Raw genomic sequence first — 15,341 nt, 5'->3', positions numbered from 1 at the left:
AGGCCCTCTCCCCGGGTGGGAGAGGGCCCCGCGGTGGCGGTCCAGCGTCGAACCGCCGGAGGAACGTCAGCTGCCCACCGGGCCGCCGTCGAGACGCCAGGTGACCACCACGCCCGGCTTGGCGTAGTCGCCGTCGGGCCAGTTCGACGCCGGCTTCTCCACCGACGCGCCGGTGATCTCGCCGGGGTGCTGCACGGCCACGAAGACCGACCGGTTGTCGCCGGTGATGAACGGGCCGCAGGTCTCCGCGCCGAGCGGCACGGTCAGGAACTGCTTGAGGTGACCCCGCTCCGGGCCCTCCAGCGCCGTCGCGAAGAGGCCGTCGTTGCTGCCCAGCGCGTTGCCGTCGGTGGAGATCCAGAGGTTGCCCGTGGCGTCGAAGGCGACGTTGTCCGGGCAGGAGATCGGGGAGACCTGGGTCTTGTCGTACCCGGCGAAGTAGGTCGACGGGTCGGTCGGGTCGCCGCAGACGATCGGCAGCGACCAGGTGAAGCTCTCCGCCGTGTTGTCGTGGCGGTCCTCCACCAGCTCGAGGATCTGCCCGTGCTTGTTGGCGTTGCGCGGGTTGGCCTCGTCCGCCTTCGGGTTGCTGCCGACACCCCGGTTGGTGTTGTTGGTCAGCGCCACGTACACCTTGCCGGTGAGCAGGTTGGGCTCGACGTCCTCCGGCCGGTCCATCTTGGTCGCGCCGACCTTGTCACCGGCGAGGCGGGTGAAGGTCAGCACGTCCGCGGCGGTCATGCCCTCGACGTACGAGCGGTTGCCGCTCACCAGCTTGATCCAGCGGCCCCGGCCGTTGAACGCGCCGTCCGAGGGGAGCCTGCCCGAGCCGTCGATCTCGCCGGCGCTGGTCTCGTCCAGCTTCGCGACGTACAGGGTGCCGGACTCCAGCAGGGTCAGGTTGTGCTTACGGGCAGCCCAGGAGTTGCCCTTCATGAACTTCTTGTCCGACACGAACTTGTAGAGGTAGTCGAACCGCTCGTCGTCACCCATGTACGCGACGACGTGCCCGTCCTTCGCGATGATGACGTTCGCGCCCTCGTGCTTGACCCGGCCCAGCGCGGTGTGCTTGCGGGGGCGGGCCTCCGGGTCGAACGGGTCGATCTCGACGATCCAGCCGAACCGGTGCGCCTCGTTCGGGTGCTTGGCGAGGTCGAACCGCTCGTCGGCGCGGTCCCACTTCCGGCTGCCGCTCGGGTAGCGGGTCGTGGTGGGGATGCCGTACCGCTCCAGCTTCGGCTTCAGCTCGGCCGGGGCGCCGTCGCCGCCCACGAAGTACTGGTTGAAGTTCTCCTCGCCGGAGAGCACCGTCCCCCACGGGGTCACGCCGCCGGCGCAGTTGTTGAGCGTGCCGATGACGGTACGGCCCTTCGGGTCGGCCGCGGTCTTCAACCAGGCCGAGCCGGCGGCCGGGCCGGTCAGGTCGAACTTGGTGGCGAGGGCCGTGACGCGCCGGTTGTACGGCCGCCGGCCGTTGTCGACGGGCCGCCACTGGCCGGTGCCCCCGACCCGCTCCAGCTCCACGACCGACATGCCGTGCGCGGCCATCGCCACCCGCAGCTGCTCGACCGAGAGGTTGTCGAGGCCCGGGAAGCCCGGGAACATGAGGTCCTCGTTGGTGTACTCGTGGTTGACCACGAGCAGCGCCCGCTTGCCCTGCTTGTCCAGCGGCAGCACGCCCACGAAGTCGTTGTTGTAGCCGAACTGCTTCGACTGCGCGGCCGCGGTCTGCCGGTGCAGGTCGAACTCCGGCGCGCCCGGCACGACCGGGTCGCCCCACTTGATCACGACGGCGTGGTCGTACCCGTTCGGCACCACGAGGGTGTCGAGCTTGTTCGGCGGGATCGGCTTGAAGGTCAGCGCGCCGTTGCCGACACCCTGGGACGGGCGTCCGAAACTGGCGGCCTCGGGCACCACCGGGGTCTCGCCGGCGGCCGAGGCGGGCGCCGCGCCGGCCAGCGCGCCGGCGGCCGCGCCGCCGAAGCCCAGCACCAGCGCGCCGACGGCGCCGGCCCGGACGACACCGCGGCGCGAGACCTCCGCGTCCACCACGTCCCCGAAGTACGCGTTGTCGGAGGTGTTCGGAACCGGGTGGTCGCAGGCGTTGCCGCAGCGGTAGAGACAGGTCATGGCGTCACGGCTGCCGTGGCGCGTGGCGCCCAGCAACGGGAGCAGCCGGGGACGGTCGCTCATGGGGGGATGCCTTCCTGACAGGGGATTGGGCACACGGACGACGCGTCCGCGCGCGTACCCGCCGGACGCTAGGAGGACGTGGTGAGCGATCGTCGGCGTCAATGTGAACCACGCATGAACAGATCGCCGGAACCGCCGGCCGGGCACCCACGTTGACCTCGGGCTGAACCGTTCGGCGTGACCGCACGTATTCACGGGCGGACGCACCGCCGGATCCCGCCGAGGGCGGGAGGAGCGAGGAGAGGGCCATCACCGACCACGACGCCCAACTGCTCCGCGCGCTGCACGACGAGCACGCGGAGGCGCTGTACGCGCACGCCCTGCGGCTGGTCAACGGCGACCGGCAGCGGGCCGAGGACCTGGTGCAGGAGACCCTGCTGCGGGCCTGGCGGCACCCCGAGGCGCTCGACCCGCGACGCGGCTCGGTGCGCGCGTGGCTCTTCACGACCGCCCGCAACCTGGCCATCGACGCCTGGCGGCGGCGGTCGACGCGGGTCGGCGAGGTCTTCACGGACGAGCTGCCGGAACCGCCCGAGGCCGTGGACGAGGCCGAGCGGGCGGTGGAGGCGTGGACCGTCGCCGAGGCGCTGAACCGGCTCAGCCCGACCCACCGTGAGGTGCTCATCGAGTGCTTCTACCAGGGACGGTCGGTGACCGAGGCGGCCTCGCGGCTGGGCGTGCCGCCGGGCACCGTGAAGTCCCGGACGCACTACGCGCTGCGCTCACTACGGTTGGTCCTGGCCGAGATGGGGGTGACGGGATGACACGGTGCGAGTTCGCGCACGACGACGGCGCGTACGTGCTGGGCGCGCTCGCCCCCGCCGAGCGGGCCGCGTACGAGCGGCACCTGGCCGGCTGCGCCGAGTGCCGCGAGGCGGTGGCCGAGATCGCCGTCCTGCCCGGGCTGCTCGGCCGGCTCGACCCGGCCGGCCTCGAACAGTTCCTCGTACCCACCTCGGGGCCCTCGCTGCCGACCCTGATCGACGAGGCCCGCGACCGCCGCCGCCGCGAGCGCGCGGCCAACCGCCGCCGGTACGCGCTCACCACGCTCGCCGCGGCGGGACTGGCCGTGCTGGCCGGCTTCGGCATCGCCGTGCTGCTGCCCGGGAAGGGCGTCCCGCCCGCCGAGCCGGTGCGGATGGTGACCATGCAGCCGGTGGCCGGCACGGTGCCGGTGCACGCCGAGATCGGCCTGACCGGCACCGACTGGGGCACCGAGGTGACCATGCACTGCGGGTACGAGCCGCGCAGCGGCTACCGCAAGGCGTACACCTTCCGGCTGGTGGCGCACGGTCCGGACGGCGCCACGGAGCAGATCGGCTCGTGGCTGGCCGCGCCCGGCGACGACGTACGGTTCAGCGGCGCGACCCGCTTCACCGACGCCGAGCTGGTACGCCTGGAACTGCTCCGCGCCGACGGAACCCCCGTCCTGACGTACGAGGTCCCGTAGTCCCTCTCCCGCCGAGGGCCCGGCGCGCGGGGTTACTGGGGGGCCAGGGCGGGGGTCTGGGTCTTGGCGCGGGCTGTTGCTCGGGTGCGGCGGGTGTGCCGGACGGCGTCGACCGTGAAGACGATCAGGGCGACCCAGACCAGCGCGAAACCGGCCAGCCGTGCCGGCGGCATCGGCTCGTGGAAGATGAGCACGCCGCAGGCCAGCTGGAGGATCGGTGCCAGGTACTGGATCATGCCGAGGTTGGTGAGCGGCAGCCGGTTGGCCGCGCCGGCGAAGAGCAGCAGCGGGATCGCGGTGGCCGCGCCGGCCAGGACGAGCAGGACGGTGTGCCCGGCCGAGACGTGCCCGAAGGCGGCGTCGCCGTTCAAGGTCAGCCAGCCGAGGTAGCCCAGCGCCGGCAGCGCCAGCACCGCCGACTCGACGAAGAGGCCCTCCGCGGCGGGCAGGCCGAGCCGCTTCTTGACCAGGCCGTACCCGCCGAAGCTCAGCGCGAGGGTGAGCGCCAGGTACGGCAGCCGGCCGTAGTCGACGGTGAGCACCGCGACGGCGAGACCGCCGACGCCCAGCGCCGCCCACTGCGCGGGCCGCAGCCGCTCGCGCAGCACCGTCACGCCGAGCAGCACGACGACCAGCGGGTTGATGAAGTAGCCGAGCGCCGTCTCCACGACCCGGTCGGAGTTGACCCCGTAGATGTAGGTGCCCCAGTTGACGGCGATCAGGGCCGCGGCGACGGCGATGCCGGCCAGCGCCCGGGGGCGCCGGGCGAGCGCCCGCAGGAAGCCGATGCTGCGCATCGCAGCGAGCAGCAGCGCCACGAAGACCACCGACCAGACGATCCGGTGGGCCAGGATCTCCAGAGGCCCGGCCGGGCGCAGCAGCTTGAGGTAGAGCGGGAAGAAGCCCCAGAGCAGGTACGCGCCGAAGCCGTAGAGGTATCCCAGGCGAAGCGGAGTCACGCCTCCACCGTAAGGGGTGTAACCCCGTTTTGTTCCTTTCCGGTGACCTGGGTCACGGGCGTGTTCCGCCGGTCCAGCTCCATCCACCGCTCCGGGTGCACCGGCGTGAAGCCGACCTTCGCGTACACCCCGTGCGCGTCGTTGGTGGCCAGCAGGATCCGCCGCACGCCGAGGTCCGCGAGATGGTCCCGCACCGCCCCGGCGAGCCAGGTGCCGATCCCGTGGCCGCGCTCGGCCGGGTCGACGTAGACGTCGCACAGCCACGCGAAGGTCGCCCGGTCGGTGACCACCCGGGCGACCGCGACCTGGCGTCCGTCGGCGGGGCGGTAGACGCCGAACGGGATCGAGCCGGCGAAGGCGCGCTCCACCGTCTCCCGCTCACGCCCGAGCGCCCAGTACGCGTCGGTGCTGAGCCAGTGGTGCACCCGATCCAGGTCGAGCTGGGCCGGATCGGTGGTGAGCAGGTAACCGTCGGCGCGGGTCAGGGTGAACACCCCTGCGACGCTAGTCCCGCCCCCCACCCGCCGCGCCGGCCAATTCCCGGACTCTGGTCACCGCCGCGCCGGCCGGCGGCCGGGCTCATCCGGCGCTCACCGGCCGGCGTCATCGGCGGGCGTTCACCGGCGGGCGCGCCGCCGGCCGCCGGTGAACGCAGCTGCCCGGTGGTCAGTCGCGGTCGAGGACGGCCCCGAGGATCCAGGTGACGATGCCCACGAAGAGCGCGCCCAGCACGGCGGACGGCCAGAAACCGTCCACGTGGAACGGCAGCCCGGCCTGGCCGGCGATCCAGCTGGTGAGCAGGAAGAGCAGCCCGTTGACCACCAGCGCGATGAGGCCGAGGGTCAGCAGGTACAGGCCGCAGCCCACCGTCTTGATGATCGGCTGGAGCACCGCGTTGACCACGCCGAAGATCGCGGCCACCAGGATCAGGGTGGTGACCGTCTGGACGGCGGAGTCCGATTCAAGGCTGATGCCCGGGATCAGCAGGGTGGCCAACCAGAAGGCGACGGCCGTGGTGGCAAGCCGGATCAGCAGGCCCTTCAGGAAATCCATGGCCGGGATCGTGCCACGCCCCGTCGACACGCGGAAGGCGCGAAGATCGACCAGTTTCCTCGACCCCTCGACCGTCACCGTGCGGTGCGCGCGCGGTCACCCCGGGTCGACCGTGCCGGCCGTCCATGCGGGACGGCGGCCGCCGGTGAGGCGGGCAGCCCTGCGTGGACGGCGGCCGGTGTGTGTGGGTGGCCGTCAGTGGCGGGACGGACGGCCCACGAGGTGCGCCTCGACGGACGAGAGGGAGAGCAGCGCCCAGCGCAGTGCGCGCCGGTTGACGACGGCCACCATGTCGTCCCGGATCCGGGTCAGCCACTCCGCCGAGTCGCCCAGCCCCAGCGCCGTCCCGGCGAGCGCGGCCTCGCCCGCCGTGAGCGGCTGCAGCACCGCGAGATCGGCCCGACCCAGCGCGTCCACGTCGGAGGGGGTGAGGCCGTCGCGAACGACGAGCGTCGACGACCACGGCGGATCCGGCGCCGGGTCGGCCGGCACCGGCCCCACGTCGACCACCAGCAGCAGTGGCCGCAGTGGCGTGGCCGTCGCGTCGGGCACCGGTCGACCCGGCGGGAGCAGCGGGATCGTCCCGCCCGGCGCTCCCACGCCCCGTACGAACGGCTCCCAGGTGCGCGGGCGGGCCGTCCGCACCACCACCCGCGCCCCGAGCGCCATGGCACGCAGCGCCACGAGCTGGGCGAGCCGCACCCCGCCCACGAGCAGTGCGCGGGTGCCCTCCGGCCGGAACAGCCGGACGGCCAGCGCGGTGCCGTGCCGGTTCGCGCCGAGCAGCAGCCCGGCGCCGCCGAGGGGCAGGTCGAGGGCCTCCGCCGCGGCCTGCGGACGGGGCGGGGGGCCCTCCAGGGCCAGCGGCACCGTCGCGGCGAGGCCCGGCCCGTGCGCGCCGTCCAGCCGGCGGACCTCCGCGCCCAGGCCCTCGACCAGGGTGTGCAACGCCCGGGTCGCCAGCACGAGCGCACCGGGCGAGCCGGCCGCGAGGCGTACGGTCAGGGTGGCCGACCCCGGATCGGGGCCGGCGCAGAGCGCCACGGTCGTCGCGGTGGCCGGCAACGCGAGCAGTCGGGACACCAGGCCACGCCCGCCGTCGCCGCGCACGTCCGGCCACCGGTCCAGCTGGAAGGTGGCCTGCCACGAGCCGCCGGTACGCACCGCCGCCCAGTGTTCCCGCATGGGCGCGGCGTCGTGGTGGGCGACCTCCGCGAGGACCCGCAGCGCCGCGGCCGCGCCGAGCGGGCGTACGCCGAGCGGCCGTAGCCGCCGAACGACCCGGCGTACCGCGCCGGACAGGGCCTGCCGCAGTTCGTCCGGCGCCCATCCGTCGACGCGTAGCACGCGTACGGCCAGGACCGCCCGCTCCCGCGCGGCCAGCCGGCCGTCGGTCAGCTGCCGGTACGACGTGCCGACCGCGCCGCCCACCTCCGGCGCGGGCGCCGGCGAGGCGGAGAGCACGACCTGGACACGCACCGGCGGGCCGTCCGATGTGGCCGCCGACAGCAGGGCTGCGGGGGTCGGCAGCGTGCGGGGCGCGTCCCCGAGCAGCTCATCCGGATCGCCGACCTCCAGCAGGGCCGTGACGCCCGTGGCGTCGTCCAGGACGGCGGCCGGCACCCCGGCGAGGTCCGACGGGAGCACCACGGCGCCCGGGGCGACCAGGTCGAGCAGCGCCGCGTCGCCGGCCTCCGCGGGCAGGGCACGCCGCCGGGAGAGGTACGCCAGGTGGGTGCCCGACCACTCGAAGAGCCACCGGCCCCGGAACCGCACCCAGGCAAGTGCCAACAGCAGCACGGCCGCCACCAGGGCACCCGTGAGGGGCCCGGCGCCGCGGCCGAGGGCGGCGAGGGGCAGCGCGACCGCCAGTTGCGCGGCGACGATCTGACCCGCCCGGACCCGGGCCGGCCGGCGGGTGACGGTGGCCCAGCGGGACGGTGTGGCCGGCTGGCCGCCGCGCAGGGACGTGGCCGGCGCCGCGCCGGGACCGTGGCCGGAGTCGTCATGGCTGGCGGGTGCGTGGCCGTGACCCGCAGTACGCGGGTCGACGGTGCTGGTCGCCGTCACCGCGCCTCCCCGCCGGTCACTGCCCGCTACGTCGCTGCCGCACATCGTAAGCGAACGGCGGCGTCCGCGTTGTCCACAGGGGAGCGGAGCGGGGTAGCAGAACTGCAACCGGACGGCTACCGTCAGCCACGAGTTCCGCTGACCCCCGCGCCCGCCGTGCGCGACATCCCGGGGCGCGAGCGGCGCGTTCCCCAGGGTGGGCGCGCCGACGGCCAGCCACGACCGAGGAAACGAGGTGAGGTCCGGAGTGTCCCAGACCCAGGCGGAAGCCGCGGTGATGCAGCAGACCGCCGCGAAGTTCGAGCAGGTGGACCAGTCCCTGCAGTCGATGCTCAGCAGCCTGATGGCCGAGCTGGAGGTGTTGCAGCAGGCCTGGCGCGGCGCCGGTGGGCGGTCGTTCGAGCAGGTCAAGCAGCAGTGGGCGCAGGATCAGGCGGCGTTGCAGCGAGCCCTGCGGGAGACCGCGGGGGCGATCCGCACGGCCGGGCACCAGTACGACGTCTCCGACTCCGAGGCGGCCGGCCGCGTCGCCGGCACCAACCGCGGCGGCATCCAGCTGCCACTCTGACCGATCGATCCAGGGGAGGGATTCCGCAGGTGGACAACGGTGTACTGGTCGTCAACTTCGCCGCGCTGCAACAGGCCAGCGTGGACATCCAGAAGGCGCTGAACACGCTCGACTCGCAACTCGGCCAGTTGGAGCGCGACGCCGCGCCGCTGGTGAGCAGCTGGACCGGCGACGCCCAGCAGGCGTACGAGCAGCGGCAGTCGCGGTGGCGCGCCGCCTCGCAGGACCTGCAGGCGATGCTGCGCGACATCAAGCTCGCGGTCGACGACTCCGCCGCCGACTATCTCGACACCGAGAAGAAGAACGTCGGCCTGTTCCAGTGATCCTGCCGCCGCGCGCTGCGTGGCCACGGTCGCGCCCGGCGGCGAGCCACGCCGACGGTGACGCCGGCTCGTCCCGGGCCGGCGTCACCGGCGTGCCGCCGCGAGGGTCCGGCCGTTTGCCGGCCTGGCCGAGACCATCCCGGACCGCCCGACCGTGGTCGGTCCGGGTCGCCTGGCCGTGGTCGGCCGTGGTCGCCCGGCCCGGGTCAGTCCTGGTCGCCCGGCCGCCAGCGCCGGCGAGCGCCGTGGGGTGCCACCAGCGCGACGAGCACGACCGCGACGACGACCGCCGCGACGGCCGCCGCCACGACCAGGGCCCGGTCCCGGGCGGCCGCCCGCCGGGCCTGCCGCGCCAGCAGGGATGGGCTCGGCGACTCGTCGGCCAGGGCGGCCACCGGGCGGGTCCGTCCGGTCGTGCCACCGGCGGTCTCGGCGACCGCACGGTACGGGTTGAGCACCCCCGCGCCGTACCCACCGCCCGGGGCCGGATCGGCGCTGGCCGTGATGCGCTCGATCACCTGGGCGGCCGTCAGTTCGGGCCGGTACTCGCGCAGCAGCGCCGCCGTGGCGGCAACGAACGGTGCGGCGTAACTGGTCCCCTCGGCGCGGTGGTGGCCCTGGCCGGGTGCGGCCATCAACACGTCGCTGCCGGGGGCGACCAGGTCGACGTACGGGCCGGTCTGGGAGAAGGCGGCCCGGATGCCCTGTGCGGTGACCGCGCCCACGCCGAGCACCCCGTCGTACGCGGCGGGGTAGGGGCGCGGGTCGCCGGCCTCGTGCAGGTTGCCGGCGGCGGCCACCACGACCACGTCGCGTGCCACGGCGTAGTCCACCGCCGACCGCACGGCCGGGTTGTCCGTGTACAACACGACGGACAGGTTCAGCACGTCGGCGCCCCGGTCCACCGCCCAGCGGATCGCCCGCGCGAAGTCGGCGGCGCTGACCGTACGCCCCGACTCCCGTCCCTCCACCACCTGCTGTTCGCTCACCCGCACCGGCAGGATCCGGGCGCCCGGCGCCAGGCCGCGGAACCCGACGCCGGGCCGGGGTGCCGCCGCGATGATGCTCGCCACGCCGGTGCCGTGACCGGCGCAGTCCCGCGTACCGTCGCCGTCGTCGTCGAGCAGGTCCGTGCCGTCGAGCACGCGCCCGGTGAGCTGTGGATGGTCCCGGTCGACGCCGGAGTCGACCACCGCCACCGTGACCCCGACCCCGGTGGCCAGCGGCGCCAGCCGTTCGGGGGCGTACCGCTGCTGCGGCCACGGTGTGGCCGTGACCGTCCGGACCGGAGCGAGGGGTGTGGGGCAGGCCGGTGCCGCCCGGAGTGCGCCGCGAGCCGCGAGGGCCTGCCCCTGCGCCGCCACGCCGGTCGGCGCGCCGAACGCGGGTCCGGCCGACGGTGCGAGTGCGACGGGCGCGCCGGTCAGCAGAACGGCGGTCAGAGTCGCGAGGAACGGGCGCGTCGTCGACCGGGACATCGACCGCCTCCGTATCGTGTCGGCTCCGGGACGGGATGTTATCGCCCTCCGCGGCGCCCCGGCGGCCCGCCGCCGGGCTGCCATTGTGATCTTGTTACTACCTTGTAGGTTGTAGGCGATGCCTATGGCCTGTTCTCGGGAGGAGAGGTGGCCGTGACCGAATGGGAGCCGGCCACGGAGGCCGAGGCGGCCATGCGGGACGCGCTACGCGCCCAGGACCAGGAGCGATACTTCCGGATCCTGGCTCGCACCGATCTCCTCCTCCCGGTCGCGCAGGCGAGCGCCCAGGCACCGGGTGGGTGGGGCACCTGGACCAGCGGCGGCCGCACCCACGTGCTCGCGTTCACCTCCGCCACCGCGTTGCGGACGTGTCTCGGCGAGCATGCCGGCAGCAACCGCCGCGTCCCGTACGCCGACCTGGCCGCCGGCTGGCCGAACCCGGAGTGGTGGCTCGCGGTCAACCCCGGCCTGCCCGTGGAGGGCTATCTACCCGCCTGGTTCGTGGCCCAGCTCTCCCGGGGCGACGTGCGGCTGCCCGGCCGTACGCTGGGCGCCCGCGCCCGCCTGGAACGTGCCGAGTCACTGGCCCGGGCCCGCGCCAGCGGGTCGGGCCGGGAGGCCCCGCCGGCCGCCGGCCGTCCGGAGACCGGCCCGCTCTCCGGGCTGCCCGGCCGTGCCGCGTTCGGTGGCGGCGGTCCGGCCGCCGGAGCCCCGCTCGGTACCGACGCGAACGGGCCCGCGACCAGGGGCCCGGCACCCACGACGCCGGCCGCGTTGCCCCGCCGGCCCGGCGAGTCGGCGCCCAGCGGATGGCCGTCGTCGATCGCCGACGCGGCTCCACCGGCGACGGGGCGCGAGGCCACCGACCGGCGCACCGGCGCGGAGCAGGGGCGCGACGCGATCGACCGGCGCGCCGGGACGGAGCAGGTGCGCGGGGCCGCGCGGTCCGCGCCGCCGGCGTTCACGGGCCGGCCGCCGTCGGCGCGTCGCGGCCCGGTCGAGGAGACCGGCCGCGCGAGCACCGGAAACGGTCGGACCATGGCCGGCCGCGAGGCCGGTTCCACGGGCGAGGGCGGGGAGTCGGCCCGCCGCTCCTTCTTCGAACCGGCGTCCGGTCGCGGGTCGACCTCCGCCCGCGGGCCGCTGCGGCCCGGTGATCGGGCCACACCGCCGTCCCGGTTCGGCCTGGGCGGCCAGCCGTTCCCCCGGCGCGGCCAGGACAACGAGCCCACGCAGGCGTTCCTCGCCCCCGACCGCGAGCCCACCCCCGCGCCGCGGCCACCCGCCGACCCGGCGTGGCCGGGCCCCACCGCGGCTCCCGGCGTCGACGCGACGCAGCCGCTGCCCTCCCGGCGCCCCGGGCCGCACGCCGACGAACCCACCCGGGCCTTCGGCGTGACGGGCCCGCTGTTCACCTCACCCGGCCGGCCGAGTCCCGGCCCGGACGACGAGGTGACCCAGCCGCTTCGGCACGGCTACCGCACCCACCCCGAGGATCTGGTCGAGGAGCTGCCGCCGTCGGTCGCCGAGCCGGTGTCCGGCCCGCCGGAGCCCCGCCGCGGCTTCACGCCCATCGTCATCGAGGGCACGATCGTCGAATCCCGGGACCTCCTCGATCCGCCTGACGACGAGCCCGTTCCGGACCGCTTCGGCGCGGGCGCGTTCGGGACGCGTCCCGCCGGAAGCTGGGACGACTCCGCGCCGGCGGACGCGGGCAGCCGTTGGGACCAGCCCCCGACCGGTGGCGCGGCGGGCGCGGGCGCCGGGACCGGACCGGCCGGCGGCGACCTGTGGGGTGGATCCCGGCCGAGCGGCCCGCACGACGCCGGCAGCGCCTTCTTCACCGGCGGCGCGGGGAGCGCACCGGGCACGGGCACCGCTCCCGGCGGTGTCGGACCGGACGCCCGCACCGACGCACACCTCACCGGCGGCCTCGGAGGCGACGCCGGCAGCGGCGGGATCTTCACCGAGGGCGGGGGACCGGACGCCGCCAACGGGGCGAACGTCACCGGCGGCGCCGGAGCGCACGCCGCCAGCGGCGCCGGGACGGAGACCGGCGGCAGCGCCGGGACGGGTCGCGACGGAAGTGCCGGGCCGGACTTCTGGAATCCCCGGTCGAGCCGGTCGCCGGCCGCTCCGACGGACGACCCGGTGGAAGCCCCCGGCCCGTTCGCGGGCACCGTCGGCCGTGACGCCACGGGAGGCGCACCCGCCGCGGGCGCCTCGGCCACCGGCAGCGCGGACGCCCTGGCCGGCGGCAACGCGGACGCCCTGGCCAGCGGCAACGCGGACGCCGCGGACGCCGCCGTGAAATTCCAGCCGGCCAACGCGGTCGAGGAGGACCTGCTGGGAGCGGTCGGGGCGGCAAGCACCGACAGCTTCCTCTCCACCTTGCTGCTGGCCCGTGTGCTGCTGCCGGTGGCGGCCGAGTCGTCGCCGGGCAGCCGGCCGGGTGACCCGGGCTTCGTGTGGCGTACCGAGGAGGTGGACGGCGAGACCTTCGTCGTCGTCTACACCTCGCCGGAGCGGCTCGCCGACCACGTCGACGGCGAGGTCGAGACGGTACGGGTCAAGTTCGTCCAGCTGATCCGCCGCTGGCCGGACAGTTCGTGGTCGTTCAGCGTCAACCCCGGTACGCCCGTCGGCGCGAAACTACCCGGCGAACAGATCGTCGGTCTCGCCAACTGGGCCGCCGACGTGGGTCTGGGCGACGACGAGACCGACGAGGCGTCCGCGGCGGCTGAGCCGGCCGAGCGTACGCGCCCGGCGGCGAAGCCCGTCGACCCGACGCGGCCGGTCGTCATGCAAAAGGCGGTGGCGCCCAGCCAGCTCGCCTACTACCTGGAGCGCGGCTACGACCGGGTCTCCGGCTTCGTGCACCGCGCCAACGAACTGGCCCACCTGAACACGCCCGCCCAGTTGTACGACGCGCTGGGCCTCAACCACCCCGACTCACCCTTCTCGCGCGACGCCGACGAGATCTACGTCCTGCGCTGGCCGGCGTACCGGCCGAGCCTCTACCGGATCCCCTACGGCGGACAGAACGAGGCGGCCATGCGGGCCATGGAGGGCTGGGTCATCGAGCGGCCGCCGTTCCGCGGCAACGGCTTCGCACCCGGCGAGAGCAGCGACGTCGTGGCGGAGTTCAAGGTGGACAGCGCGCGGCTGCCGCATGGCGCCCAGCTCTGGCGGATCGGCGCGGACGGCACCGAGCGGGTCATCGCGATCCTGGACACCGACGCGCCCCGCTGGCGGGAGGTGGAGACGCCGTGATGCGCGACGGGTACGTGGCCCGCTGGCGCGGCCGGGAGTACCAGGCCAGCCCCGACGGCGACGACGTGCGCCTCTACCAGCCGGAGCCCGGTGAGGGTTTCGAGGAGGTCCGGCCCGGCCGGTACGTGCGGGTGCTGCCGGCCGGTGAGGTCGAGGACCTGGCGTACGTGCGGACGACCTGCACCTGGCAGGGGCAGCCGTTCATCGTGCTCGGGGAGCACGACGGCTGGCTGCGGGTGGAGTACACCGGCGGGCGGTGGCCGGTCGCGCAGGCGATGCGCCTGGAGGCGTTCGAGTTCGGCGTCTACCAGGGGTGGGCGCCGGCCGCCGAGGTGACCGACCTGCGCGAGCAGCGCATCTGACGCCGAATCCGCGACCGGTCAGGACTTCGTCCAGCGCAGGACCTCGCCGAGCACGACCTCGGGCGCCTCGACGTGCGGGAAGTGCCCCACGCCGTCCAGCAGCCGCCACTCGTACGGTGCGACCACGTACCGGCCGGAACCCTGCGCGGTGCGCGGCAGGGAGGCGAGGTCGGCGGCGCCGTGCAGTTGCAGGGTCGGGGTGACCAGCGGCTTCTGCATGAGTTTGACGAAGCGGTAGCCGTGCAGCCGCAGCACCGACCGGAACGCCCACCGGTAGCCCTCCAGGGCGCAGAACGCGGCCTGCGGGATCCGCATCGCCTCCCGGCAGCGCCGGGCGTACTCGGGGAAGTCGGGGCCGGCCACCCAGTCCGGCCCGCCCCAGCGGCGCAGCAGCTCCTCCACGGCCGTGGCCCCGTCGCGGGTCAGCACGTGCTCGTACCGGGGCATCTGGAACTTCAGTGCGGGCGTGGACGCGGCGAACTGCCCGCGCGGGTCGGCGAAGATGGCGGCGCGCAGGCGCAGCGGGTGCGGTGCGCCGAGCACGACAAGCCGGCGTACGAGCTGCGGGTGGAACGAGGCGACCGTCCAGGCGACCATGCCGCCGGCCCCGGTGCCGACGAGGGTGGCGGAGCGCTCGCCGAGGGCCCGGATCAGCCCGGCGACGTCGGCGGCGAGCGTATAGCCGTCGTACCCCCGGGGCGGCTTGTCGCTGGCGCCGTAGCCGCGCAGGTCGACCGCGACCGCCCGGAAACCGGCGTCGGCGACGGCCGGCAGCAGCTCGTGCCACGCCCACCAGTGCTCGGGAAAGCCGTGGAGGAAGAGCACCATGGGTCCGGCGCCCGCCTCGACCACGTGGAACCGGCTGCCGTTCGCGCCCACGAACCGGTGCGTCCACGGGCCCTCGGTGAGGACGCAGGACTCGTCGACGGGCCCGCCGTGCTGGTCGGTCATGTGCCTCAGCCTAGGACCCCGGCACATCGTGCCGGTCCCAGCCGCCCCGTGAGCGGGCCGGAAAGGGGTCGGTCAGTCGGTGACGATGCTCATGGGGACGCCCGGACCGCAGTCGATGCGTGCCTGCAGCGTGGTGAGGCGGAGCGTGACGAAGGAGCCGGTGCGTAGCTCACCGACGTCCGGGCCGTGCAGCGCGTACTCGGTGCCGTCCTCCGCGACCATCCCGTAGCAGGGCCCGTCGCCGCCGCGGGTCACGAACCCGCTGACGTGCCGGGTCACGAGGTCGGTGGGCGGGCTCGGCTTCACGACCGGCGGCCGCGGCGTCGGCAGGGTGGTGCTCGACAGCGGCGGCCGGGCGGGCGAACGGGTTGCGGCCGGCGGCGGGGTGCTCGCGGTGGGCGTCGGGGTGACGACCGTGTCAGGGGGAGCGGAGCTGACCGGGGCGGCGCCGGTGGCGGAAGGGGTGGCCGGGCCGTCGCGGGTCACGCCACCGGCCCCGCCGCACGCGGTGAGCGCCAGCACCGGGAGCAGGACGAGAACGCTGCGCGGAAGTTTCGGCACGGTCCTTGGACGGCGCGAGGGCCGCTGGCGGTTCCCGCCCCGCCGCTGCGGCGTGGCGACGGGTTGCGACCGGCGTGCCGGAACGGCGACGGGTTGCGAC

The 15,341-nt window shown here is 74.9% G+C and carries 13 protein-coding genes and 1 pseudogene; 6 read left to right on the top strand and 8 right to left on the bottom strand.

The features are described 5' to 3' along the window. Positions 1–66 precede the first annotated feature (66 nt). Positions 67–2,193 (bottom strand): PhoX family protein, encoded by a 2,127-nt coding sequence (locus tag D7193_RS09715; protein WP_120778936.1) that lies wholly within the window; start codon positions 2,191–2,193, stop codon positions 67–69. Between the two features lie 269 nt (positions 2,194–2,462). On the opposite strand from D7193_RS09715, the gene D7193_RS09710 reads away from it, so the two are divergent. After that, on the top strand, positions 2,463–2,957 hold the full coding sequence (locus tag D7193_RS09710; RefSeq protein ID WP_241562925.1) for a sigma-70 family RNA polymerase sigma factor: 495 nt from the start codon (positions 2,463–2,465) through the stop codon (positions 2,955–2,957). After that, positions 2,954–3,643: an anti-sigma factor family protein gene (locus tag D7193_RS09705; RefSeq protein WP_120778934.1), complete on the top strand. Its 690-nt coding sequence runs from the start codon at positions 2,954–2,956 to the stop codon at positions 3,641–3,643. The genes D7193_RS09710 and D7193_RS09705 overlap by 4 nt, the downstream gene beginning before the upstream one ends. Before the next feature lie 32 nt (positions 3,644–3,675). On the opposite strand, the gene rarD is transcribed toward D7193_RS09705, so the two are convergent. From rarD to eccE, 4 genes are all read right to left on the bottom strand, one after another. Next, positions 3,676–4,602 carry an EamA family transporter RarD gene (gene rarD, locus D7193_RS09700; protein ID WP_120778933.1) on the bottom strand — a complete coding sequence of 309 codons (927 nt, stop codon included), beginning with the start codon at positions 4,600–4,602 and terminating at the stop codon, positions 3,676–3,678. Continuing rightward, entirely contained in the window at positions 4,599–5,096 is a 498-nt protein-coding gene (locus tag D7193_RS09695; protein WP_120778932.1) for a GNAT family N-acetyltransferase, read from the bottom strand. Before D7193_RS09695 ends, rarD begins: the two co-directional genes overlap by 4 nt. 172 nt (positions 5,097–5,268) lie before the next feature. Next, the gene (locus D7193_RS09690) at positions 5,269–5,655 is read right to left on the bottom strand and encodes a phage holin family protein (RefSeq protein WP_120778931.1); all 387 of its coding nucleotides are present in this window, start codon (positions 5,653–5,655) and stop codon (positions 5,269–5,271) included. A 195-nt stretch (positions 5,656–5,850) separates the two neighbouring features. Next, complete coding sequence (eccE, locus tag D7193_RS09685) at positions 5,851–7,770, bottom strand: type VII secretion protein EccE (protein WP_120778930.1); 1,920 nt, start codon at positions 7,768–7,770, stop codon at positions 5,851–5,853. Positions 7,771–7,972: 202 nt separating this feature from the next. Here eccE and D7193_RS09680 point away from each other — a divergent pair, with 202 nt between their 5' ends. Both D7193_RS09680 and D7193_RS09675 read left to right on the top strand, forming a co-directional pair. Continuing rightward, positions 7,973–8,293 (top strand): WXG100 family type VII secretion target, encoded by a 321-nt coding sequence (locus D7193_RS09680; RefSeq protein ID WP_120778929.1) that lies wholly within the window; start codon positions 7,973–7,975, stop codon positions 8,291–8,293. 29 nt (positions 8,294–8,322) lie between these two features. Further along, a complete protein-coding gene (locus tag D7193_RS09675) occupies positions 8,323–8,616 on the top strand; it encodes a WXG100 family type VII secretion target (RefSeq protein WP_120778928.1) in 294 nt (97 codons plus the stop codon). 206 nt (positions 8,617–8,822) lie between these two features. Here the strand turns inward: D7193_RS09675 and mycP are convergent, their stop codons facing one another. Next, positions 8,823–10,094, bottom strand: coding sequence for a type VII secretion-associated serine protease mycosin (gene mycP / locus D7193_RS09670; RefSeq protein WP_120778927.1), 1,272 nt, complete (start codon positions 10,092–10,094; stop codon positions 8,823–8,825). A 153-nt stretch (positions 10,095–10,247) separates the two neighbouring features. Here mycP and D7193_RS34130 point away from each other — a divergent pair. After that, positions 10,248–13,367: pseudogene (locus tag D7193_RS34130) on the top strand (SseB family protein). Beyond that, positions 13,364–13,729 (top strand): hypothetical protein, encoded by a 366-nt coding sequence (locus D7193_RS09655; RefSeq protein ID WP_120778926.1) that lies wholly within the window; start codon positions 13,364–13,366, stop codon positions 13,727–13,729. Before D7193_RS34130 ends, D7193_RS09655 begins: the two are co-directional and overlap by 4 nt. A gap of 18 nt (positions 13,730–13,747) precedes the next feature. Here the strand turns inward: D7193_RS09655 and D7193_RS09650 are convergent, their stop codons facing one another. After that, on the bottom strand, positions 13,748–14,680 hold the full coding sequence (locus D7193_RS09650; RefSeq protein ID WP_120778925.1) for an alpha/beta fold hydrolase: 933 nt from the start codon (positions 14,678–14,680) through the stop codon (positions 13,748–13,750). A 72-nt stretch (positions 14,681–14,752) separates the two neighbouring features. Further along, entirely contained in the window at positions 14,753–15,241 is a 489-nt protein-coding gene (locus D7193_RS34125) for a hypothetical protein (protein ID WP_241562864.1), read from the bottom strand. Positions 15,242–15,341 lie beyond the last annotated feature (100 nt).

The organism is Micromonospora costi (assembly GCF_003626655.1).
Classification (GTDB): domain Bacteria; phylum Actinomycetota; class Actinomycetes; order Mycobacteriales; family Micromonosporaceae; genus Micromonospora; species Micromonospora costi.
The sequence above is the reverse complement of the archived record's forward strand: the minus strand, read 5'-3'. Positions and strand labels throughout refer to the sequence as shown.

What these genes read in the sequence shown, in the direction of transcription:
- D7193_RS09715 (WP_120778936.1), bottom strand. Translation starts at nt 2,193, where the DNA reads ATGAGCGACCGTCCCCGGCTGCTCCCGTTGCTGGGCGCCACGCGCCAC.
- D7193_RS09705 (WP_120778934.1), top strand. Translation starts at nt 2,954, where the DNA reads ATGACACGGTGCGAGTTCGCGCACGACGACGGCGCGTACGTGCTGGGC.
- D7193_RS09690 (WP_120778931.1), bottom strand. Translation starts at nt 5,655, where the DNA reads ATGGATTTCCTGAAGGGCCTGCTGATCCGGCTTGCCACCACGGCCGTC.
- eccE (WP_120778930.1), bottom strand. Translation starts at nt 7,770, where the DNA reads ATGTGCGGCAGCGACGTAGCGGGCAGTGACCGGCGGGGAGGCGCGGTG.
- mycP (WP_120778927.1), bottom strand. Translation starts at nt 10,094, where the DNA reads ATGTCCCGGTCGACGACGCGCCCGTTCCTCGCGACTCTGACCGCCGTT.
- D7193_RS09650 (WP_120778925.1), bottom strand. Translation starts at nt 14,680, where the DNA reads ATGACCGACCAGCACGGCGGGCCCGTCGACGAGTCCTGCGTCCTCACC.